The sequence below is a fragment of the Nocardia sp. CWNU-33 genome (assembly GCF_046764895.1).
In the GTDB taxonomy this organism is placed as follows: Bacteria; Actinomycetota; Actinomycetes; order Mycobacteriales; family Mycobacteriaceae; genus Nocardia.
In genome coordinates this window covers 103,227-124,729 of sequence record NZ_JBKOQN010000014.1, presented here as the reverse complement: position 1 = coordinate 124,729, position 21,503 = coordinate 103,227, and the positions used below count along the sequence as shown (strand labels likewise).

Sequence of the window (21,503 nt, the reverse complement as noted above, 5' to 3'; positions counted from 1 at the left end):
AGGAGCGGATATGAGCAGGATCATTGCCGTCGAAAACCTCACCCTCGACGGAGTCATGCAGGCGCCGGGGCGTGCCGATGAGGACCTGCGGGACGGATTCCGGCACGGCGGTTGGGCCCATCGATACAACGACCCGGTGCAGGCCAGGGTGCTGGGCGAGCATATGGCCACCCATCAAGGCGCACTGCTGTTCGGGCGGCGGACCTATGCGGACTTCTACGGATTCTGGCCCCACCAGACCGACAATCCGGTCTCCGAGGTGCTGGACAAGACCGAGAAGTTCGTCGCGTCCCGAACGCTGACCGAGCCGCTGCCCTGGCAGAACTCGACGCTGCTGCCCGGCGACGCGGTCCGCACGGTAGTGGGGCTGCAGCGGGATCAGCCCGACCGTGACCTGGTCGTGCTCGGCAGCGGCAACCTGCTGCAAACGCTGATGCGGCAAGATCTCGTCGACGAATATCTACTGATGATCCATCCGATCCTGGTCGGCAGCGGACGGCGGTTGTTCGAGGGCACCGATCTCGGCGAACTTCGGCTCACCGCGTGCATCCCGACCACCACCGGCGTCGTGATCGCTACGTATCAGCGCAAGTGAGGAGCGTCGAGATGAAGCAGTATCTGCTGAGCATCTACCAGTCCGAAGGGGGTGTGCCGCCGGACAATCTGGACGAGATCATGCGCGAGCTACACCGCGTGAACGACGAGATGCGCGCGGCGGGCGCATGGGTGTTCGCCGCGGGCCTCAATGCGCCGAGCACGGCCACCGTGCTGCGCGCCACCGGCAATGATGTGCTCATCACCGACGGTCCGTACGTCGAGAGCAAGGAATACATCGCCGGATTCAGCATCATCCGGGCCGCCGATCTCGACGAGGCACTGGGATGGGGCAGCAAGGTCGCCACGGTGCTCGGCCTGCCGATCGAGATCCGGCCGCTAGAGGATGGCTGACAACGCCACGGTGACGCCCGCGGTGATCGAGGACGTGTTCACCGAACACTACGGTCGCGCGGTGGCGAGCTTGATCCGCGTCTTCGGTGACATCGGCGTCGCCGAAGACGCGGTACAGGACGCCTTCACCACTGCCGTGCAGCGGTGGCCGGCCGAGGGGCTCCCGCCGAGCCCGCCCGGATGGATCATCACCACCGCACGCAACCGGGCGATCGATCGACTGCGGCGCGAATCATCCCGCCACGACCGACATGCCGAGGCTGCATTGCTGCACGCCGAAGCCGAACCGGTCGACGACGGCGCGATCGGGGACGACCGACTCCGCCTGATCTTCACTTGCTGCCATCCCGCATTGGCCGTCAATGCCCGAGTTGCCCTTACCTTGCGGCTGCTCGGTGGCCTGACCACTGCCGAAATCGCCCATGCCTTCCTGACTTCCGAGTCGACCATGGCGCAGCGGCTCGTCCGCGCCAAGGGCAAGATTCGTGACGCCCGCATCCCCTACCGCGTCCCCGGTGACGCGGACCTGCCCGATCGCCTCCGCTCGGTATCGGCCGTGGTCTACCTGATCTTCACCGAGGGGCACACGGCCAGCTCGGGTTCCCGCCTGGTTCGAGAAGACCTGTGCGCCGAGGCGATTCGTCTCGGGCGTCTGCTCGCCGTGCTCATGCCCGACGAACCGGAAGTCCACGGGCTGCTCGCGCTCATGCTGCTCACCGAATCTCGCCGCGGCGCGCGCACCACACCCGACGGTGCACTGATACCGCTGCCCGAGCAGGATCGCACCTGCTGGAACCGCACCCTCATCGCCGAGGGACACGCCATCGTGCGAGAGTGCCTGCGGCGCAACCAACCCGGCCCCTATCAAATCCAAGCGGCGATCAACGCGGTCCACACCGACGCCACCGACGCGGCATCGACCGACTGGCAGCAGATCCTGCACCTGTACGACCAGCTGGTCGCGATGGCGCCCAACCCCGTGGTGTTGCTCAATCGTGTGGTGGCGGTGGCCGAGGTCGACGGCGCACGCACCGCACTCGCCCTCCTCGACGACATCGATGTGGCGAATCATTACCTCTTCCATGCCATTCGAGCCGACCTATTGCGTCGCCTCGGCCGCACCGCCGAGGCAGTAGCGGCCTACGACCGAGCCATTGCCCACACCGAAAACCTTGCCGAACAAACCTTTCTCCGGTCCCGCCGCTCGGCGATCGCGGCAACAGCCCACGAAGACTGATCCCGCCCGCCCCGCTGCGCGAAACCGAGAACGGCTTGCGTGCAGCGGTTTGCCCGGGGCGACCGATTGACGCAGGAGGAAAGGTCGCGGTGGGCGAGCGCACCGAATGGGCGGCCGTTTCGGTCGCCGACTCCTCGAGCACCGTGCACCGGCGGCTGCCGGTTCCGGACGCGGCGCCGGTCGTGGCGGCCGCCGCCCAGGTGCGCGTCACGTCAGCCGACCACCCCCGTCGACGTGCAGGGTGGTGCCGGTGAGGAATGGGTTCGTCAGGGCGAGGAGAGCCGCCGCGGAGATGTCGGCCGGCAGGCCGACGCGGCGGGCGGGGTTGGCGGCGGCGACGTCGGCGAAGAAGCGGTCCTTGGCCGCCATCGCGTCCCACGCGCCCGAGTCGACGATGCCCGGCGACAACGCATTGACCCGGATGGGGGCCAGCTCCACCGCGAGCGCCTCGGCGAGGAAGCTCACCGCGCCATTGGTGGTCGCCATGACCGCGCGTCCCGGGGCCGGCCGCCACGCGGCGACGCCGGAGAACAGCAGGATCGCACCGTCTTCGCGGATTCGGGGCGCGAAGTGTTTGGCCAGCAGGATCGGACCGATGACCTTGGCGTCGAATGCGCGAGCCACCGCCGCCCGGCCCAGTTCCGTCACCGGTCCGTTGGCGTGGGCCGCGGCCACCGACACCAGGTAGTCCACGTCGCCGATCTGCTCGGCCAGCCGCCGGATGGACTCCTCCGCGCCGAGGTCGACCCGGGCGGTGCGCACGTGGTCGCCGAGTATTGTCTGCGCCGTCCCCAGCGCGCCGGTGTCACGGCCCGCGATGATCACCGTCGCGCCCGCAGCGACCGCATCGGCCGCGATCTGTCTGCCGATGCCCGAACTACCGCCGATGATGACCAATTTCTTGCCGTCCATCGAGTCTGTCATGGGTCTCCTTCGGTAGTTGTTGTCCTTCACCGAAGTCGAACGCAGCACCACGATCGAGCAATCCCGTCGTGATATCGATCTTTCCTGTGTCTCCGATAGAATTTGCGAATGCCAACATTGCGAGGGCTGGAATGCTTTGTGGCCGTGCTGGATTTCGGCTCGGTGACCGAGGCTGCCGCGCGCCTGCACATGTCACAACCCGCGTTGTCACATCAGATTGCGGCATTGGAGCGAGAAATCGGCACCCCGGTGGTCGAGCGACTGCCTCGTGGGGTGCGTCCGACGGCGGCGGGACGCGCGATCGTCATGGACGCGCGAGCCGCACTGGCCGCGGCCGAGCGGGTCGTGGCCACCGGCCGAGCCGTTGCCCGCGGCGCCGAGGGACAGCTGCGCATCGCGTGCGCGGAGAGCATGACGGCCGGGTTGCTCGCACCGGTGCTGCGGGCGTGGCATCGCCGCCATCCTGGCGTTCACCTCGCACTGACCGAGCTGGCCAGCGCCGATGCTCTCGCCGAGCTGGTGGCCGCGGGCGAGGTCGATATCGCGATCGGTCCGCGACCGTCGCGGTGGGATGGGCCCATCGATGTGATCGGCGAGGAAGAAATCGTCGCCGCGATGGCCGGTGACAGTGCTCCCGCCACCCCCATGACCTTCGCCGACCTCGCCGCGGCGCCGATGGTCCACTATCACCCCGACAACGGACTCGGCAGCTGGATCGACGAGACCGCCGCCCGCAACGGCGTCACATTGACCGCTGCCACCCGCACCAAACAGGCAACCACCGCCGCACAGCTGGCAGCGGCCGGCCTCGGTGTCGCACTGGTGCCGACGACCGCGCTGACCGCAACCTTCGCGGGCGCGGTTCGCAGCATCGCGCCGTCGCTGACCCGCGCCGTCGTCTGCCTCACCACCACACCGAACGACCCACTAGTCCAGCGGTTCCGCACAGACATCCGACACCGCGGCATCCCGGTGCCCGCACCGATCACCGCACAACTCACCCCGCCACATTGATGCGCTGTCCACACAACAGCGCCGCAAGATAATTACCTGCGGCGCGCCTCGACAGCGGACTCGGCGGAAGGCTCCATCGATCATCAACGGCAACCGGTCGCCGCGGTATCGGCCGACGCACGAAACCAGCCGGCCGATCCCCCGCCATCGCACCCGCTCAGTGCTTGCGCACCACTCGCTCCCCCTGGCCCGGCTTCCAGATGGTGATGTCCAAGTGGTCGTCGACTACTGCGACGGTCGAGGCGCTGGTCAGGTCCGCGACGAAGAAGTGGTCGAATTCTTGCCCGCGGAGGTCGAAACCGCTGTCGTCGAAGAGCTTCTGCGCGAAACGCGCATGGACTTCTTTGTCGCGGAGATCGGTGACGGTGCCGAAGAGTTTGGCGTCGCCGTCACCGACCTTGGTGTCCACCGTCGCGGTGTGCAGGCAGAAGCGCGGGTCGCGCTCCAGGTCCTTGAATTTCGTCGTGTCGGGCATACCCACGATCGTCAGCATGTCCTCGAAGATGATCGGCTCGACAGGGCTGATCCTGGGGAAACCGTCGGATCGGAGCGTGCCGAGCATGCAGAGGTTGCCGGTGGCTTTGTGCCGACGGGTGAACACCGCGGCGATCTGGGGCGCTTCTTCGGTGAACTGGCTCCAAGTGGTCATATCGACGACTCTATGACCAAACCTTGACACCTTCTGTCAGGGTTTGGCGACTAATCTCGAATTCATGAGGGCAAGCAGATTGGTCCAGCTGCTGTTGCTGCTACAGACGCGTGGCCGGTCGACAGCGCCAGAGCTGGCGGGTGAGCTGGGGGTGTCGGTGCGCACGGTCTATCGCGATATCGATGCACTCTCGGCGGCCGGTGTTCCGATCTTCACCGAACCGGGGCGGGCAGGCGGCGTCCAGCTCGTCGACGGCTACCGGACCCGGCTGACCGGACTGACCACCGAAGAGGCTGACGCCGTACTACTGACCGGATCACCCTCCGCTGCAGCCGATCTCGGCCTCGGCACCGTGCTCGCGACGGCGCAGCTCAAGGTGCTCGCCGCACTACCGCCCGAATTGCGCGGCCGGGCAACGCGAATCGCCGAGCGGGTGCATATCGACGCGCCCGGCTGGTTTCATCGCCCTGAGGAGACGCCCACGCTGGCGGCGGTCGCCGATGCGCTCTGGCACGATCGCCGGCTCGCGGTGCGCTACCTGCGCAAGGACAAGGTGGTGGAGCGGCGCCTAGATCCGCTTGGCCTGGTATTGAAAGCGGGCACCTGGTACCTGGTCGGACGGGACGGGACCGCGATTCGTTCCTACCGCGTCGGCCGTATCGCCGCCGCCGAGCCGACTGGCGAAACATTCGACAGGCCAGATGATTTCGACCTGGCCGCGCACTGGTCCGAAGCAGCCGACGATTTCGCGCGGTCGATGCTGCGGGTGCGGGCCCGCTGCCGGATCGCCGAGGGGCACGTGCGCCTGCTGCGACTCGGCTTCGATCCGGCCGCGGTGACCGAGGCATTGGCGTCGGCGACACCGCCGGACGCGCAGGGCTGGGTGGAGGTCACTCTCGGCGCAGAGTCCTATCCCGTACTCGCACACGGCATCCTGCCGCTCGGCGAGTACGCGGAGATCCTGGATCCCCCCGAGTTGCGCGCCCAACTCGCCGCGACCGCGGCGGCGATGGCCGACCGGTACAGGCGGCCGGCCGATCACCGGAATTGACGCGGCGGCTCGTCGTTCCTAGCCGCGTTTCACCGCAGTGAGCGGAAGAACTCGCGGACGTCGGCGGTCAGCAAATCGGGCGCCTCCATCGCCGCGAAGTGCCCGCCGCGATCGTATTCCGTCCAGCGCACGATGTTGTGGGCTTGCTCGGCCAGCTTCCGAATCGAATTGTCGCCCGGGAAGATTGCTGCACCTGTCGGCACTCCGGAGTTCCTCGAGTCCACGCCCCAGGAGTTCGATTCCCGATAGAGCCGAATCGAGGACGCGAAAGTCTTGGTGAACCAGTAGACGCTGACGTTGGTGAGCAGCGCGTCAAGATTCACCGCATCCTCCGGCAGCTCCTTCGCCGGATTCGTCCACCGCTGGAACATGTCGACGATCCAGGACAGCAGACCGACCGGGGAGTCGTGCATACCGATGGCCAGGGTCTGTGGACGGCCCGACTGCACCATGGCGTACCCGTAACGGGTGTAGCTGTCCGGCCCGGTCATCGCCTCCAGCCGCGCCTGATCCTCCGCGCTGTACTCGGATTCCGCAGCATCCCAGGTCGGTTCGGCTGGGCCCTGCGTCTGATCGCCGTCCCACGACTGCTCGTCGCCGCCGAAAGAGGGAATTGTGATCGGACCGTTCACGTGGATGCCGACGAGATGTTCGGTCGCGATGCGACCCAGTTCGGTGGATACGAAGTACCCGGCATCACCGCCCTGCGCGCCGTAGCGGTCGTAGCCGAGTCGAGCCATGAGTACGGCGACGACCTCGGCATATCGTTCGGTCGACCCGTCCCCCACCTTCGTGGTGGGGCCGGAGAACGCGAAGCCGGGCAGCGAGGGGACCACCACATGGAAGGCGTCGGCGGGATCGCCGCCGTGTGCGCACGGATCGGTGAGCGGGCCGATCACCTCCAGGAACTCGACGAACGAGGCGGGCCAGCCGTGGCTGAGCACCAGCGGCAACGCATCCGGTTCCGGTGAGCGCACATGCAGGAAATGCACTGTCTGTCCGTCGATTTCGGTAACGAACTGCGGGATCTCGTTCAGCCGCTGTTCGTGGGCGCGCCAGTCGTAGCGGGTGCGCCAGTACTCGGCGAGCGCCTGCAGATAGGCGACCGGCATGCCGTAATCCCAACCGACACCGGGCAGTTCGTCGGGCCACAGAACGTTCGCCAGCCGGGCGTTCACGTCGTCGATCTGATGCTGCGGGATCTCGATACGGAAGGGGCGGATGTCGTGTTCGCTGCTCATGACAACAACGCTATGACGCACTTAGGACAGGATCGTTCCTAAGCGTCTGGCATTCTAGTAGGCATGTTGGAAACCTCGGCGCGGCTGCTCAGACTGCTCGCGCTGTTGCAGACACATCGAGATTGGACCGGCGCCGCTCTCGCCGCACGGCTCGACGTCACCACCCGGACCGTCCGACGCGATGTGGAGCGCCTGCGGGAGCTCGGCTATCCGGTGCACGCCACCAGGGGGACGGGTGGCTATCGCCTCGGCGCGGGCACCGCGCTGCCGCCGTTGCTGCTCGACGACAACGAGGCCGTCGCGGTCGCCGTCGGCTTGCGCAGCGCCTCCGACGGCACGGTCGCAGGCATCGAGGAAGCCTCACTACGCGCGCTGACCAAGCTGGAACAGGTGTTGCCGCCGCGATTGCGGCACCGGGTCCGCACCCTGCGCGGCGCCACCGTTCGCGTCGGCGTGCCGGGTGCGGCAGTCGAGCCGGACACGCTGATGGCTATCGCCGAAGCCTGTCAGCGCCAGGAGCGGCTGCGCTTCGACTACCGCACGCACAGCGGGTCGGTCAGCGTCCGCTCGGTCGAGCCGCACAGCCTGGTGCACTTCAGCAGGCGCTGGTACCTCGTCGCCTGGGATGTCGACCGGGCCGACTGGCGCAGCTTTCGGGCCGACCGGATCGCTCCCCGAGTGCCGACCGGGCCGCGGTTCGAACCACGCGAAATCCCGGAAGGTGATGTCGCGGCCTATCTTTCACTGCAACTGTCGGCACTCAGCTGGCCATATCAGGCGACCGTGCTGCTGCACGTCTCCGCGACGGAAGCTGCCGGCAGCGTGTGGCCGGGCATGGGCGTGGTCGCGGCCGTCGACGAGCACAGCTGCCACCTGCACGTCGGCGCGGACACTCCCGAGGCACTGGTCTGGATGATCACTTCGCCCGACATCGACTTCACGCTGCTCAGTGGACCTCGGGAACTGGCCACCGCCCTACGCGCCCAAGCCATCCGCTGCGATCGAGCCCTGCGGAATTTTCCCTCGACCTGAAAACCCCGCTGGAGCCTCGATAGGTCGCGCTACTCAGCCGACAAGGGTGAAAAGCACCGCGGCTACCGCGAAACTCACCACCGACAGCACCGTTTCGAGCACCGTCCAGGTTTGCAGCGTCTGCTTCACCGTCAGGTTGAAGTACTTCGCGATGATCCAGAAGCCACCGTCGTTGACGTGGCTGAGAATGATCGAGCCCGCGGCGATCGCCATAGCGATCAACGCGATCGCCATCTGCGAATAACCGTGGCCCGCGACCAGCGGTGCGACGATGCCACCTGTGGTCACGATGGCGACGGTGGCCGAACCCTGGGCGATGCGCAGGCCGCAGCTGATGATGTAGGCCAGCACGATCACCGGCAGACCCGCGGCCGACATGGTGTCGGCGAGCGCGGTGCCGATCCCGGTGGCGGAGATGACCTTTCCGAAGAACGCGCCCGCGCCTACGACCAGCAGCAGCATGCCGACGGGCCGCAGCGATTCCGCGGTGAGGGTGCTGAGTTCCTGCACGCTGGACCCGCGGCGCACGCCGACCACGTAGAAGGCGACGAGCACCGCGATGAGCAGCGCGACCGCAGGCGTGCCGAGGAAGGTCAGCATCTGCAGCAGCTGCGAGTTCTTGTCCAGCCACTGCGTGCCGAAGGTGGCGCCGAGGATCAGCAGCAGCGGAATGGCGATGATGCCACCGATGACGGCGACCGGCGGCGCGGTGGTCTCGGTTTCGGTGGCAGTCGAGCCAGGATCCGTCGCGGTTCCGGGGCCGGCACCGGCGACCGCTGCCGGTTGCGTGGCCTCCGGCCGGACGAGGAACTCCTCCGGGACCTCCACGTGCACCCGCTTGCCGATGTAGCTGCCCCACACAATGCCCGCAGCGATGAATCCTGGTATGCCGCAGACGAATCCCATCAGGATCAGCCAGCCGAGGCTGACGCCGAGCAAGCCGCCGAGCGCGACCGGTCCCGGATGCGGCGGCAGGAAGGCGTGCGTCATCGACAGACCCGCGAGCATCGGCATCGCATACAGCACCAGCGACCGGCCACCACGCTTGGCGGCGACGTAAACCAGTGGCGCGAGTACGAAGATGCCGATGTCGAAGAAGACAGGGATGCCGAAGATGAGCCCGAGCAGGCCCATCGCCACCGGGGCGCCCTTCTCGCCGAACACGCTCAGCAGCTTGCCGGTCAACACATCGGCGCCACCGGAACGTTCGAGAATCGCGCCGAGCACCGTACCGAGGCCGATGATGACCGCGATGTGCCCGAGGATACCGCCGAAGCCGGTCTCCAGCAGGGAATCTCCCGGCTTGATCGCCGTGCCGACGATCTTCGACACCGGTAGTCCGGCGGCGAGGGCCAGCGCGAGCCCGGTGAGCAGCAGCGCGATGAACGGCTCCAGTTTGACCTTGATGATGGCAAGCAGCAGTACGGCTATCGCCAGACCGCAGAGCACGAGCAGTCCAGGGGTGGTGGTGCGCAGCCAGTCGACGGTGGCGTTCATGCCCGTGCCTCCCCGCCGCTCGGCCCGGGCATACGCCACTCGGCACTGTGTTGAATGGTTCGCTCGCTGGGCTCGCTCACGGGGGTACCTCTCAATTCATGGATCGAACGAATGACGCTGCACGCGTGGCGATGTCGGACCAGCGGCCTGCGGCGACGTCGGAAGGAGAAACGACATCGGTGCCCGCGGTGACGGCCACGGCGCCGTTGGCGAGAAATTCGGCGGCATTGCCCGCGTTGACGCCGCCCGAGGGGATGAGCGTCACGTCGGGGAAGGGACCGTGCAGGTCTTTCAGATAGCCGGGACCGAGTGCCCGCGCGGGGAAGATCTTGACCGCAGCGGCGCCGAGGTCGAGTGCGGTGAGCACCTCACTCGGTGTGAAAGCGCCCATCACCACCGGGATGCCGCGCCGGGTGGCGACGGCGGCGACCTCGGGGCGCAGCCCAGGGGTGACCAGGAACCGAGCGCCATTGTCGATCGCCGCCTCGGCCTGATCGGCGGTCAGCACCGTCCCGATGCCGAGCACGGCGGCCTCGGTCACGGCCGCAGCGCGCAGGCAGCCGAGCACACCCGGTGTGGTGAAGGTGAGTTCCAGCGCGCGAATGCCCGACCGTGCCAAGGCATCCGCCAACGCCGCGGGGTCCGGGATCTCCGGCGCGCGCACCACGCTGAGCACCCGGTCGGCGCGGATCACGTCGAGAGCGTCGGGGTTCAATACGTCTCCTTCCTGGCGGAATCCATGCGCAGCGCGCGGCCGGCGCGGGTGCCTGTCGGCGCACCGTTTTCGATGGCGAACTCACCGTTGACCAGCACGTGCTGGATGCCGCGCGCCTGCTGTTTCGGGTTGTCGAAGGTCGCGGTGTCGGTGACTGCGGCCGGATCGAACAGCACGAGATCCGCTGCGTACCCGGTGAAAACGAGCCCGCGGTCGCTGAGCCGAAGCCGGTCGGCCGGTCGGCCGGTGAGGTGATGTACGCAGTCCTCGAGCTCGAGGACTCCGAGCTCGCGCACGTAATGACCCAGGTAGCGGGAAAGGTGCCCCAAGCCCTCGGGTGCGGCCGGTCCCCGACGAGCAGCGCGTCGCTGCCGCCCATGTGTCCGGGATGCACCATGATGGCGCGCACGTTCTCCTCATGGCCGACGTGCTGCAAAATCGTGGTGGCAAACAGATCCCGGCGCAGCAGGTCGAAGAACACGGCCACCGGCGCGACGCCGCTCTCGTCGGCGATCTGATCGATGGTCTTGCCGACGTACCGGTCCAGTTCCACGTTGGCGACGCCGCTGATCTGAATGGTCTCCCACTCGACGGTAACGCCGTGGCAGCCGTCGGAGCCGTTCACATCGACGTCGAGGGCGATTCGGGCGCGCAGCGCTGGGTCGTCGATCCTGGCCAGTGCCGCGTCCGGTCCACCGGACATGGCCCAGCTCGGCAGCAGCGCGGACAGCGTCGTCGCGCCGGGCAGATATGGGTAGGTGTCCAGCGTGATGTCGCAGCCTTCGGCACGAGCGGCGTCGACCAGCGCGAGAAACTCCGGTGCCCGACCACGATTGACGCCGAAGTTCATGGTGGCGTGGGTGAGATGCAGCGCGCAGCCGGTGCTGCGCGCCAGCTCGATCATTTCCGAGTACGCCTCGAGTGCGCCCGCACCGTAGGAGCGGGTATGCGGGGCATAGAACCCACCGAAGTCCGCGACGACCTCGCACAGCGCGGCCAATTCACCGGTGTCGGCATACATTCCCGGGGTGTAGGTGAGCCCGCTCGACATGCCGACCGCACCCTCGCGCAGACCCTGCGCGAGCAGCTCCTGCATCCGGCGGACTTCGGCCACGGTCGCCGCACGCTGCTCACTGCCGACGACGAGCAGCCGCAGCGTGCCCTGCGGCACCAGGTAGGCGACATTGGGCGTGATGCCCTGGTCCAGGCGCTCCAGATACTCGGCCACGCTGCGCCAGGAGAAGTCCAGATTCGCGGGATTGCCATTCCACCCGGCGATCTGACGCCGCAGCACCGCCAGGGTGGCATCGTCGATCGGGGCGTAGGACAACCCGTCCTGTCCGAGGACCTCGGTGGTGACGCCCTGGCTGATCTTCGGGAAGTGATCGGGGTCGGTCAGCAGATGCAGATCCGAGTGCGCGTGCATGTCGATGAAGCCGGGGGCAAGCACCGATCCCGGTGCGGCGTCGACGATCCGGGCGGCGTTGAGCGTGCGCGGCCCGGCGATCTTGGCGATCCGGCCCCGATCGATGAGCACGTCACCGCGGAAACGTGGTGCGCCGGTGCCGTCGACGATGTCGATATCGCGAAACAGTAAGTCGGTCATGGGCATCAGAAGAATGTGTGCAGGAGGTCGACGACCCGCGGACGTTCGGCGTCGGCATCGTCGATCACCGGAATGAGCCGCCATTTGTCGAAGGCGGTGCACGGATGCGAGAGGCCGAGGCGCACCACACTGCCGACGGGCACCTCCGCTGCGGTGCTGCCGGGCAACCGCAGGAAGGCGTGCTGATCGTTGAGCGCCGACACCGTCGCGGCCGGATTCAGTGAGCCCTCCTGTCCCGCAACGTGTTGCGGGACAGGAAGCCCCTCATCGAAGGGAAGATCGCGCTTCCCCGCGTCCAGTAGCGCGAGCTCCGGCTCCGGTCGCGACACGGTGCGCGCCCAGCCGTGCATCGCCGAACGCAGCGGCCGCTCGCTTCGCGGTACGGCCAGCGGTGAAATGCCTGCGTAGAAGCCGTCGTCATGGATGATGTAGGCGCCGGAGCGCAGCACAATGGTGGTCGGAATACCCTGTGCACCTTGCTCATCGGCTAATCCGGCCAGGCACTCGACAACCAGGTCGGGGTAGGCGCTGCCACCCGCGGTGATGATCGCGCCGTCGCGGTAAAGGCCGTCGGCGGCGAGTTCGCGGTGCAGTTTTGCGAGTTCGTCGAGATAGTGGCGGACGGCCGTAACAGCGTCCGGGGCGCGGTCGTGAGCAAGCGCGCCCTCGTAGCCGCCGACGCCCGCCAGGGCGAGCCGGGCCGAGCGGTCCACCGCAACGGCGATGGCCTTGGCTTCCGCCACTGTCCGCGCACCGGTGCGGCCATGCGGACCACCGAGTTCGACGATCACCCGGATCTCGGCCTGCCCCGGTGCCGAGCGCAGGTGCTCGTCCATCAGCGTGACCGTCTCGACGCTGTCGGCCCAGCAGACGAACTCGAAGGACGGGTCTTGCGCCAATTCCGCGGCGAGCCAAGGTAAGCCGACCGGATCGACGAGGGCGTTGGCGAGCACGATGCGACCGACGCCGAAGAAGCGCGCGAGCTGGACCTGCCACACGGTGGCCAGCGTGATGCCCCAGCTGCCCGCCACCAGCTGCTGCGCCCACAGTTGCGGAGCCATGGTGGTCTTGCCGTGCGGAGCCAGGCGCACGCCCGCGGCCTGCGCCCAGTCGGCCATCACCGCGACATTTTCGGCGACCGCCGCCCGATCCACCGTCAGCACCGGCGTCTCGAACTCGTCGAGATGTGGACCCGAGTCGAGAAACTCCCGGACCGTCCGGCCCCACGCCGCGGGCGGCAGACTCTTGTGCTCTGGACCGAGCACTCGATCTTCCAGTGCGGCAACGGCTTTCTCGTCGATCGTCACGGCATTCCTTCCCTCGGACGGGGTCCGCAGTTCATGCCCCCGAGTTCGCGCTCATTTCATACCATTCGCGCATTGCATATTTTGCAACGCATGTTGCATATCCTGTTCAGTGTGGTTATTCTGCACGGGATGACCATTGGCCGCAAGAGCAGAAAGGAGATCGATGTGATGTGGCGTACATCGACCCGCTCGCGGGCGGTGACCATCGGAGAAGGGCTTGCCGTCCTGGTGGCGCGACCCGGCCCGCTCGAGGACTCGGACATCTTCGAGCGCACCGCGGGCGGTGCCGAGTCGAATGTGGCCACTGTGCTGACCCAGCTGGGCATCGACGCCGCGTGGATCTCCCGAGTGGGCGATGACGGGTTCGGCCGGTATCTGGTAGGGCATCTCGCGGATCGCGGCGTGGACGTGTCCGCGGTCGTCACCGATCCGACCCGCCCGACTGCGGTCTATGTCAAGGAACGCGGCAGTGGTTCGGGCAAGGCGACAGATCTCGCCGAGCGAGCCAGCCGGATGCTGTACTACCGCACCGGGTCCGCGGCCAGCGCGCTGTCCACGGCCGATCTCGCGGCCACCGCCGCGACCCGCGTGCTCGACACCTGCGAGATCGTGCACTTCACCGGGATCACCACCGCACTGTCGGAGTCGGCTACCGAGCTCACCGAGGCGCTGATCGCGATGCCGCGCCACGGCAGACTGGTCAGCTTCGACCTGAATTTCCGACCGGCACTATGGGCCGGGCGGCTCGAGCGGGCGGCGGATGTGCTCGCTGGGCACGTGCGCGGCAGCGACGTGGCCTTCCTCGGCGCCGACGAGGCAGGCGAGGTGTTCGATGTCGACGACGCGGACCGATTGCGCGCCCTGTTCCCAGAGCCCGAGCACCTGGTGGTCAAGAACAACGAGCACTCGGTGACCGGATTCTCCGGCCACGAGCGGGTGGAGGTGCCCGCGCTCGGACTCGACATCACCGAGCGGATCGGAGCGGGCGACGCGTTCGCGGGTGGGTACCTGGCGGCACTGCTGCAAGGGCGTCCACTCGCCCAGCGGCTGCGGTTCGGGCATCTGTGCGCAGCCGCGGCATTGACCGGCACCGGCGATGTCGCGGAACTACCGCCGCCCGAGGTACTGCAGTCGCTGGCGATTCTCGACGAGACCGCCTGGGCCGGAGTGCATTACGCCGACGCGGTCGTGGCCCACAATGTGGCGTTATGAGCGTTAGGGCAAAGTCATGAGCCAGAGTCTGTTACGTGCGTTGACCATTCTGCTGTCACTCGGGGAGGATTCGCGCTCGCTCGAGCAGTTGGCGACCGAGCTCGGCGTGCACAAGTCGACGGTGTTGCGCCTGCTGCAGACCATGGAGTCGCAGCGCTTCGTCACTCATGACAGCCGGCATCAGTACGTCTTGGGCTCGAGGCTGTTCGAGTTGGCCAATCGGGCGTTGGAACAACGTGACGTCCGTACCATCGCACGTCCGCACCTGAGCGCACTGAATTCGGCTACGGGTCAGACGATTCACCTCGCCACCTACGAATCGGGCGAGGCGATATACATCGACAAGTTCGATGCGATTCAGAGCGTGCGCATGTACTCCCGGATCGGGCGGCCCGCTCCACTGCACTGCACAGCCGTCGGCAAGGTGCTCGTCGCCGCGCAGCCGCGGGCGGAATGGCGGGCCATCGCGGAGCGCCTCGACTACCGCGCGTTCACCGAGCGCACCATCCGCACTTCCGAGCAGTACCTCACGGAGCTGGAACTCGTTGCCGCGCAAGAGTATGCCGAAGACCACGAGGAGCACGAGAGCTTCGTCAACTGCATCGGGGTTCCGGTGCGTAATGGCACCGGCGCGGTGGTCGCCGCGGTATCGATGTCGGTGCCCGACATGCTGCTCGACCACGATCAGGTGCTTGCCGAACTGCCGCGGCTGCGGGCAGCGGCAGCAGCCATTTCCACCGAGCTCGGCTGGTCCGCCGGCCGGGTCGCCACCCCCATCTGAGACCACTACAGGAGAGGCAGACCATGAGCGACAAGATCGCCATTCGTACCACCGAAGCGCCCGCCCCCGCGCACACCTTCTCCCAGGGTGTCCGCAAGGGACCGTTCGTCCAGGTCTCGGGCCAGGGACCGGTGGACCCGGTGACCAACGAATATCTGTTCCCCGGTGATGTTGCGGCACAGACCATTCGGACGCTGCAGAACGTGAAGGCGATCATCGATGCCGGCGGCGCCACCTTCGACGACGTGGTGATGCTGCGCGTCTACCTCACCACCCGCGACGACTTCGCCGCCATGAACGACGCCTACGGCGAATTCGTCACCGCCAACACCACCGGCGATGCGCTGCCCAGCCGCACCACTGTCTTTACGGGGCTGCCGCGTGCCGAGATGCTCGTCGAAATCGACGCTCTTGCCATCGTCACCGAATAGGCACGACCAGAGCCTCTTTCGAAGTCGAACCGCAACAACACCTCGTGTGATCTCGAAATCCGTACGCCGCCACAGCCAGTCCTCACGCTGGGTACCTGACGTCACGCCGCGAACTGAATCTCTACAACGCCACTACAGCCGGTCCGCACGCCGGAAACCGACACCACGCAGCCCAAATCGAATCCCGAAACACCACCACAATCGATCCGCACGCCAGTAGCCGACGCTACCTCCCTCGAGTTGAATCCCTGCAACGCCACCACAGCCAGTCCTCACGCCGGAAGCCGTGTGCCTGCCTACCCAGGTTGCGGAAGAGAAAGCCGGGTACGGCACACGACGTGCCCAGCACTGCCCTGAGAACCACCCCAACGCAACCTGCGCACCCGAACCGGGCCCGAGCGGGGTGCGTTCCGGGAACCAACCCACCACGATGCCGTCCTGGAAAGATGTGCCTACCCGGGTGCTACCGGGCAGTGCTGGGCACGACGGGTACCGTCCCCGACTTACCTCCCGCAGCCAGGTGCGCGGTGTCGAGTTCCGGCGTGGTCATGTGGCTGTGGTGCCGTTCTCGAGAACCCCTTCTCGAACGAGCGTAGTCAAATGGTGGTCGGAGCTGGGAGTACGAACCACCATTTCACTACGCTCACCGTTTGGTATCGGGTGTTGGAATATCGACCCGCTAGCCGGAGTTGCGTAGGGCGGTGGCCAGGCCGTTCATGGTTAGTAGGATGCCGCGTTTTACCAATTCCGAGTCGTCGCCGGCGCGGATGCGGCGCAGCAGCTCTACCTGCATTTGGTTCAGTGGTTCCAGGTATGGGAAGCGGTTGTGGATGGACTCCGCCAGGCTCGGGTTGTCGGCGAGCAAGTGGTTGTTGCCGGTGATGGCGGCGTGCATGCGGATGGTTCGGGTGTGCTCGTCGCGGATCATGCCGAAGATCTGCTCGCGCAGGGCGGCGTCGTCGACCAGTTCGGCATAGCGGGCGGCGATGTCGAGGTCGCTCTTGGCCAGCACCTGGGCCAGGTTCGACAGCACGGTGCGGAAGAACGGCCAGCGGCGGTAGAGGTCGGCAAGGGTGGCCAGGCGGTCGGGGTCGCCGCCGATCCAATCCTCCAACGCCGATCCGGTGCCGTACCAGCCGGGCAGCATCACACGCGCTTGGCTCCATGACATCACCCAGGGGATGGCGCGCAGATCGGAGACCGAATTCGTCGGTTTGCGCGAGGCGGGCCTGCTGCCGATATTCAGGTCGGCAACCTCGGCCACCGGCGTCGACTGGCGGAAATACTCCACGAAGCCCGGTGTTTCGTGCACCAGACGCGAGTATGCGGCGCGGGCGCGGGCAGCCAAGTCGTCCATGAGCTCGTAGGAGGGCTCGGCTTCGGTGCCCAGGCCCTCGACGTCGAGCAGCGTCGATTCCAGCGTGCCCGCAATGAGCGATTCCAGATTGCGGTGCGCGGCACCGGGTTCCGCGTATTTGGCGGCGATGACTTCACCCTGCTCGGTCAGCCGCAACGAACCGTGCACCGCGCCCGCGGGCTGGGCCAGAATGGCGTCGTAACTGCGCCCGCCGCCACGACCGACGGTCCCGCCGCGACCGTGGAAGAGCCGCAGGCGAATTCCGGACTTGCGCGCCACTTCGACCAGGTCGAGTTCCGCGCGGTACAGCGCCCAGTTGGCGGCCAGGTACCCACCGTCCTTGTTGGAATCGGAATAGCCGAGCATCACCTCCTGCCGCATTCCCTTGGCGGACACCAGCTCTCGATAGACCGGAACGTCCAGCGCGGCGGCCAGGGTCGCCGCACCCGCGCCGAGGTCCTCGATGGTTTCGAACAGCGGCACGATGCCCACCGAGCAGCTCGGCGGCCCGTCCGGCTCGCCGGGATCGAGCAGCCCACCCTCCTTCAGCAGCAGCGCAGCCTCCAGCATGTCGCTGACCGAGGTGCACATGCTGATGATGTAGTTCGGCACCGCCTCCGTGCCGAGGGTCTGCACCACATTCCGTGCGGCACGAACGATGCCGATCTCCTTGGTCGCGAGCTCACTGAGCCGGGCGTGCGGGCCGAGTAGGGGGCGGCGGGTGCGCAGCTCGGCGGCCAGCAGATCAACCCGCTCGGCTTCGGACAGGCTCGGATAGTCCGGATGCACACCGGCCCAGGCCAGCAGCTCCGCGACGACCTGTTCGTGCACCTCCGAGTTCTGGCGCATGTCCAGGCCCTGCAGATGGAAGCCGAAGGTTTCGATCGCATACCGCAATGCGGCGAGCCGATCATCGGCGAGCAGGCCGTCACCGCTGGCACGCAGCGATGCGTCGATCGCATCCAGGTCGTCCAGTACCGCTTGCGGCGTCGGATACGGCTGCGCGGCAACGGCTGCCGCGCTACTCGCCACACTCGATGACGGTCCCACAGCGCCGACGACCCGGGCCGCGCTCGACCGGGCTCCACCCTGCGACAGGTCCCCTGACCCCTCGACCGATTCGTCCGGCACCACACCGAGCGCGTGTCTTGCCGTTGCGGCCACACGCAACCGAATCCCGTGCAGGGCACGGCGATACGGTTCATCCGCGTGCGTTGCCGGGTCGGGATAGCCGGTCGCGGCGAGCGCGGCCACCTCCGGTGTCACCGGGACCAGACGCGCAGACTGCGACAGCGACTTCTCCAACTCCACCAGTTCGCGCAGGTACCGACCGAATGCGACGGACGCGGCCTGGTGCGCCGCAGTGCCGACCACTTCCGCTGTCACATAAGGGTTTCCGTCGCGGTCACCACCGATCCACGAACCGGGACGCAGGATCGGCCGCGGCAAGAGCTCGACACCGGGCCAGCGCGACCGCAGCGCCGCCCGCACCTCGGCGTTTATCGCCGGGATGACATCGAACAGCGTGAGCTCGTAGTAACGCAGCCCGACCGCGATCTCGTCCTGAATCCGCAAGCGCTGCAATCGGATCAGCGCGGTCCGCCACAGGGTGAGCACCTGGCGGCGGATCTTCAGCTCGAATGCGGTGCGCTCGCGTTCGGTCTCGGTGTAGCGCTGCCGCAACCGCATCAGTTCGGTGATGCGGGTCTGTACGTCGAAAACGGTGCGGCGACGGGTTTCGGTCGGATGCGCGGTGATCACCGGCGACACCAGCGCATCGGCGAGCAATCCGGCGACTTCGGCGCCGTCCAGCGCAGCCGCGTCGAGTTTGCGATAGGTGGCTGCCAGCGACGAATCCTGCGGCGGCTCCCCCGCCGCCTCGTGCACGGCCCGGCGACGGTCGCGCTGGATGTCCTCGGCCAGATTGGCCAGCAGCACGAAATAGCTGAACGCGCGGATCAGCGGGAGCGCGACAGCGATGTCGACGCCGTCGAGCATCTCGGCGACCGCGCTGCGTTCGACCTCCTCGCGACGCACCCGAAAGGCCTCGATGCGCACCCGCTCGATGAGATCGAATACCTCGGGCCCCTCATGATCACGAATGGTGTCGCCGAGGACGCCACCGAGAAACCGGATGTCGTCCCGCAGCGGCCGGGTCGCGTCCTGCTCCGTCTCGATCCGCGCTTCGCTCATGAACCTGACACTACTGCGCCGACATCAGCGCATTGCGGTGATGTCGGCCGCACTCTTCCCGGGCTCCAAGCTGCCCATCACGGTGCTGACTCGCGCTATCGGCTGAGCAGCGTCCGCGTTCGGTTCCCAGCACCGCCGAGTACTGATGGCAGCGACGGGAACCGACCCGCGCGTCGTACCGGTGGCTCAGCCCCGAAGCTGGGAGAACCGGAGATGGTTGCCCCACGGGTCACGGAAACCGCAGTCCCGCACACCGTACGGCTGGGTGATCGGCTCCTGGGTGACCTCGACGCCGGCGTCACGCAGGCGGGCGAAGGTGTCGTCGACGGCCTCGGTGGTGAAGATCAGCGTGCCTTGCGCGCCGCTGGCCAGTCGGGCACGGGCAGCCGCGGCGGCCGCCTCGTCCGGCACCATGTCGGGGACCTCCAACAGGAATTCGATGCTCGGCTGCGACGCGGGCCCGACGGTCAGCCAGCGGACGCCGCCGAACGGCAGGTCCTGGCGCACTTCGAGGCCGATGACATCACGGTAGAACTCCAGCGCCTTCTCCTGGTCCGCGACCAGCACCGCGACGTGGGTGAGTGCGAGATCTTTACCGTTGCTCATGGGTTTCGCCTTTCCGTCGAACTCATGGGGACAGTACTGATGACGAACTCTCGATCAAAAAGTAATCGGTGTCGCTGCTGATGTCCGGCTAGCGCTTCGGCCAGTGCCAGGACGGCTCCGCCACTATCCCCTGCCCGGCGACCGCGGTCGCTGCGGACTCCTCGACCAATTCGATGGTGCGGGCATCGCAGGCCCCGTCGGACAGTGCGGTCACCGACGTCTGTGGCCGGCACAGCTAGCCGACGTCGCGAGCCTGGAGTCGAGGGGCCGACACGCGGTGCAGGAGGACCTGTTCGAGGAGTGCCACCAGGACTGCTTTGACCGATTCACGTTGGCGGGCATCACATTCCAGAACCGGGATCCAGTCGTCGAGATCGAGCGCCTCGCGGACCTCGTCGAGGTCGAACTGGTCGCCGTGCTCGAATCGGTTGACCACGACGACGAACGGGGTGCGGTGCTCCTCGAAGTAGTCGAGAACCGGGTAACAGTCTTCGACTCGGCCGGTGTCCACCACGATCACCGCGCCGATTGCGCCGTCGACCAGGTCGTCCCACAGGAACACGAAGCGATCCTGGCCCGGGGTACCGAACAGATAGAGGATCAGCGAGCTGTCCAGGGTGATCCGACCGAAGTCGAGAGCGACGGTGGTCTGTGTTTTGTCCGCACTCCTGCCGGGATCGTCGACGCCGACCGCGACCTCGGTCATCGCGGCCTCGGTTACCAGCGGCTCGATCTCGGAGATGGCGCCGATGAAGGTTGTTTTGCCGACACCGAATCCGCCGCTGATCACGATCTTCACCGACGAGGGCATCCGCCCGGCGGTGGCTGGTGTCCGAACTTCAGAGTGCCCGTACAAGGTCCCTTATCCTCTCGATGGCTGCGGTGGACAGTTCCGGGGCGTCGCGCACCGCGACATGGCCGGCCGCCGCGAGATCGCTGACAATGACTTTCGCGACGCCGACCGGCACGTGCAGTGCGGTGCCGATCTCGGCGATGGAGTGAGGTCGTTGACACAGCCGCACCACGGTGCGCTGCTCGAATTGCAGTGGCGCGGAAAGGGCGGCGGGCGGAGCGTGCACAAGGGTCTCGATGCGCAACCCGTCCAGCAACGGTGTGGTGCGCCCTGCGGTGACGACGAAAGGGCGGACGAAGCGGTCGGCGTTCTGATCCTGGGCGACTGCTTCGTCGGTACGATCCCGCGGCTGGTCCGGTGCGAACCAGCCGACGAACCGATTCACCGGGATCATCCTCGGGTCCGGCAGCCGCGGCCGGTCTGGATCTCTCATCTGCGCAACGTCTCACGCAATTCCGAGATCAGGACCGGGTCCAGTAGCGCGCCCGCACGCTCCGCCAGCACCGCCATCTCGTAGCCGACGAGACCGATATCGCAACCGCCGTCCGCGATCACGCCGAGGCAGCTGCCGTCACCGAGGGCGGAGACCAGCAGGAACCCGCGCTTCATCTCGATCATGATCAGCTCGAGGCCGTCGAAGGAATAGCTGCGCGACGCACTGCGCGCCAGGCTGGACAGGCCCGAAACCATCGCGGCAAGCCGGTCGGCACCGGGCCGGTCCAAGCCGTCGGACATCGCGATGAGCAGTCCGTCCGAGGACACCGCGACGGTGTCGCGGACACCGTCGGTGTCGCGGACGAAGTTGGCCAGCATCCAGTTGAAGGTGTGCGGGTCGGCGCTCTGCATGTG

At 67.0% G+C, this 21,503-nt stretch carries 21 protein-coding genes and 1 pseudogene; 9 read left to right on the top strand and 13 right to left on the bottom strand.

The annotated features are described in order from the left end of the window. Nucleotides 1–10: 10 nt before the first annotated feature. From ACLMAL_RS20675 to ACLMAL_RS20665, 3 genes are read left to right on the top strand one after another with little or no spacing between them, the layout of a single operon-like run. The gene (locus ACLMAL_RS20675) at nt 11–595 is read left to right on the top strand and encodes a dihydrofolate reductase family protein (RefSeq protein WP_412000573.1); all 585 of its coding nucleotides are present in this window, start codon (nt 11–13) and stop codon (nt 593–595) included. 11 nt (nt 596–606) lie between these two features. Further along, nucleotides 607–948 (top strand): YciI family protein, encoded by a 342-nt coding sequence (locus ACLMAL_RS20670; RefSeq protein ID WP_412000572.1) that lies wholly within the window; start codon nt 607–609, stop codon nt 946–948. Beyond that, complete coding sequence (locus ACLMAL_RS20665; RefSeq protein WP_412000571.1) at nt 941–2,185, top strand: RNA polymerase sigma factor; 1,245 nt, start codon at nt 941–943, stop codon at nt 2,183–2,185. Before ACLMAL_RS20670 ends, ACLMAL_RS20665 begins: the two co-directional genes overlap by 8 nt. A 207-nt stretch (nt 2,186–2,392) precedes the next feature. Here the strand turns inward: ACLMAL_RS20665 and ACLMAL_RS20660 are convergent, their stop codons facing one another. Further along, nucleotides 2,393–3,109, bottom strand: coding sequence for an SDR family oxidoreductase (locus ACLMAL_RS20660; RefSeq protein WP_412000570.1), 717 nt, complete (start codon nt 3,107–3,109; stop codon nt 2,393–2,395). 108 nt (nt 3,110–3,217) lie between these two features. Here ACLMAL_RS20660 and ACLMAL_RS20655 point away from each other — a divergent pair, with 108 nt between their 5' ends. Next, complete coding sequence (locus ACLMAL_RS20655; protein WP_412000569.1) at nt 3,218–4,123, top strand: LysR substrate-binding domain-containing protein; 906 nt, start codon at nt 3,218–3,220, stop codon at nt 4,121–4,123. A 157-nt stretch (nt 4,124–4,280) separates the two neighbouring features. Here the strand turns inward: ACLMAL_RS20655 and ACLMAL_RS20650 are convergent, their stop codons facing one another. After that, nucleotides 4,281–4,772: a pyridoxamine 5'-phosphate oxidase family protein gene (locus ACLMAL_RS20650; RefSeq protein ID WP_328411791.1), complete on the bottom strand. Its 492-nt coding sequence runs from the start codon at nt 4,770–4,772 to the stop codon at nt 4,281–4,283. A 64-nt stretch (nt 4,773–4,836) separates the two neighbouring features. On the opposite strand from ACLMAL_RS20650, the gene ACLMAL_RS20645 reads away from it, so the two are divergent. Beyond that, on the top strand, nt 4,837–5,823 hold the full coding sequence (locus tag ACLMAL_RS20645) for a helix-turn-helix transcriptional regulator (RefSeq protein ID WP_412000568.1): 987 nt from the start codon (nt 4,837–4,839) through the stop codon (nt 5,821–5,823). Between the two features lie 29 nt (nt 5,824–5,852). Here ACLMAL_RS20645 and ACLMAL_RS20640 read toward each other — a convergent pair whose 3' ends face one another. After that, nucleotides 5,853–7,064, bottom strand: coding sequence for an epoxide hydrolase family protein (locus ACLMAL_RS20640; protein ID WP_412000567.1), 1,212 nt, complete (start codon nt 7,062–7,064; stop codon nt 5,853–5,855). A gap of 63 nt (nt 7,065–7,127) precedes the next feature. Here ACLMAL_RS20640 and ACLMAL_RS20635 point away from each other — a divergent pair, with 63 nt between their 5' ends. Beyond that, nucleotides 7,128–8,096, top strand: coding sequence for a helix-turn-helix transcriptional regulator (locus ACLMAL_RS20635; RefSeq protein ID WP_412000566.1), 969 nt, complete (start codon nt 7,128–7,130; stop codon nt 8,094–8,096). Between the two features lie 33 nt (nt 8,097–8,129). Here ACLMAL_RS20635 and ACLMAL_RS20630 read toward each other — a convergent pair whose 3' ends face one another. From ACLMAL_RS20630 to ACLMAL_RS20615, 4 genes and pseudogenes are all read right to left on the bottom strand, one after another. After that, a complete protein-coding gene (locus tag ACLMAL_RS20630; RefSeq protein WP_412000565.1) occupies nt 8,130–9,593 on the bottom strand; it encodes a GntP family permease in 1,464 nt (487 codons plus the stop codon). Between the two features lie 91 nt (nt 9,594–9,684). Beyond that, the gene (locus ACLMAL_RS20625) at nt 9,685–10,308 is read right to left on the bottom strand and encodes a bifunctional 4-hydroxy-2-oxoglutarate aldolase/2-dehydro-3-deoxy-phosphogluconate aldolase (RefSeq protein ID WP_412000564.1); all 624 of its coding nucleotides are present in this window, start codon (nt 10,306–10,308) and stop codon (nt 9,685–9,687) included. Beyond that, a pseudogene (locus ACLMAL_RS20620) lies at nt 10,305–11,914 on the bottom strand (N-acyl-D-amino-acid deacylase family protein). Before ACLMAL_RS20620 ends, ACLMAL_RS20625 begins: the two are co-directional and overlap by 4 nt. A gap of 5 nt (nt 11,915–11,919) precedes the next feature. Further along, entirely contained in the window at nt 11,920–13,221 is a 1,302-nt protein-coding gene (locus ACLMAL_RS20615) for an amino acid deaminase (RefSeq protein WP_412000563.1), read from the bottom strand. A 129-nt stretch (nt 13,222–13,350) separates the two neighbouring features. Here ACLMAL_RS20615 and ACLMAL_RS20610 point away from each other — a divergent pair, with 129 nt between their 5' ends. Genes ACLMAL_RS20610 through ACLMAL_RS20600 form a run of 3 tightly spaced genes read left to right on the top strand, consistent with a single transcriptional unit; the run spans nt 13,351 to nt 15,645 of the window. Beyond that, nucleotides 13,351–14,433: a sugar kinase gene (locus ACLMAL_RS20610; protein ID WP_412000562.1), complete on the top strand. Its 1,083-nt coding sequence runs from the start codon at nt 13,351–13,353 to the stop codon at nt 14,431–14,433. 16 nt (nt 14,434–14,449) lie between these two features. Continuing rightward, entirely contained in the window at nt 14,450–15,214 is a 765-nt protein-coding gene (locus ACLMAL_RS20605) for an IclR family transcriptional regulator (RefSeq protein WP_412000561.1), read from the top strand. A 23-nt stretch (nt 15,215–15,237) separates the two neighbouring features. Next, nucleotides 15,238–15,645, top strand: coding sequence for a RidA family protein (locus ACLMAL_RS20600; protein ID WP_412000560.1), 408 nt, complete (start codon nt 15,238–15,240; stop codon nt 15,643–15,645). 679 nt (nt 15,646–16,324) lie between these two features. On the opposite strand, the gene ppc is transcribed toward ACLMAL_RS20600, so the two are convergent. From ppc to ACLMAL_RS20570, 6 genes are all read right to left on the bottom strand, one after another. Next, nucleotides 16,325–19,195, bottom strand: coding sequence for a phosphoenolpyruvate carboxylase (gene ppc, locus ACLMAL_RS20595; RefSeq protein ID WP_412000559.1), 2,871 nt, complete (start codon nt 19,193–19,195; stop codon nt 16,325–16,327). Between the two features lie 186 nt (nt 19,196–19,381). Then, a complete protein-coding gene (locus tag ACLMAL_RS20590) occupies nt 19,382–19,801 on the bottom strand; it encodes a VOC family protein (RefSeq protein WP_412000558.1) in 420 nt (139 codons plus the stop codon). Nucleotides 19,802–19,889: 88 nt separating this feature from the next. Beyond that, entirely contained in the window at nt 19,890–20,015 is a 126-nt protein-coding gene (locus ACLMAL_RS20585; RefSeq protein ID WP_412000557.1) for a hypothetical protein, read from the bottom strand. Nucleotides 20,016–20,036: 21 nt separating this feature from the next. Further along, entirely contained in the window at nt 20,037–20,591 is a 555-nt protein-coding gene (locus ACLMAL_RS20580; protein WP_412000613.1) for a GTP-binding protein, read from the bottom strand. 49 nt (nt 20,592–20,640) lie between these two features. Next, nucleotides 20,641–21,048: a DUF742 domain-containing protein gene (locus ACLMAL_RS20575; RefSeq protein WP_412000612.1), complete on the bottom strand. Its 408-nt coding sequence runs from the start codon at nt 21,046–21,048 to the stop codon at nt 20,641–20,643. A gap of 35 nt (nt 21,049–21,083) precedes the next feature. After that, nucleotides 21,084–21,500 (bottom strand): roadblock/LC7 domain-containing protein, encoded by a 417-nt coding sequence (locus tag ACLMAL_RS20570; protein ID WP_412000611.1) that lies wholly within the window; start codon nt 21,498–21,500, stop codon nt 21,084–21,086. Nucleotides 21,501–21,503 lie beyond the last annotated feature (3 nt).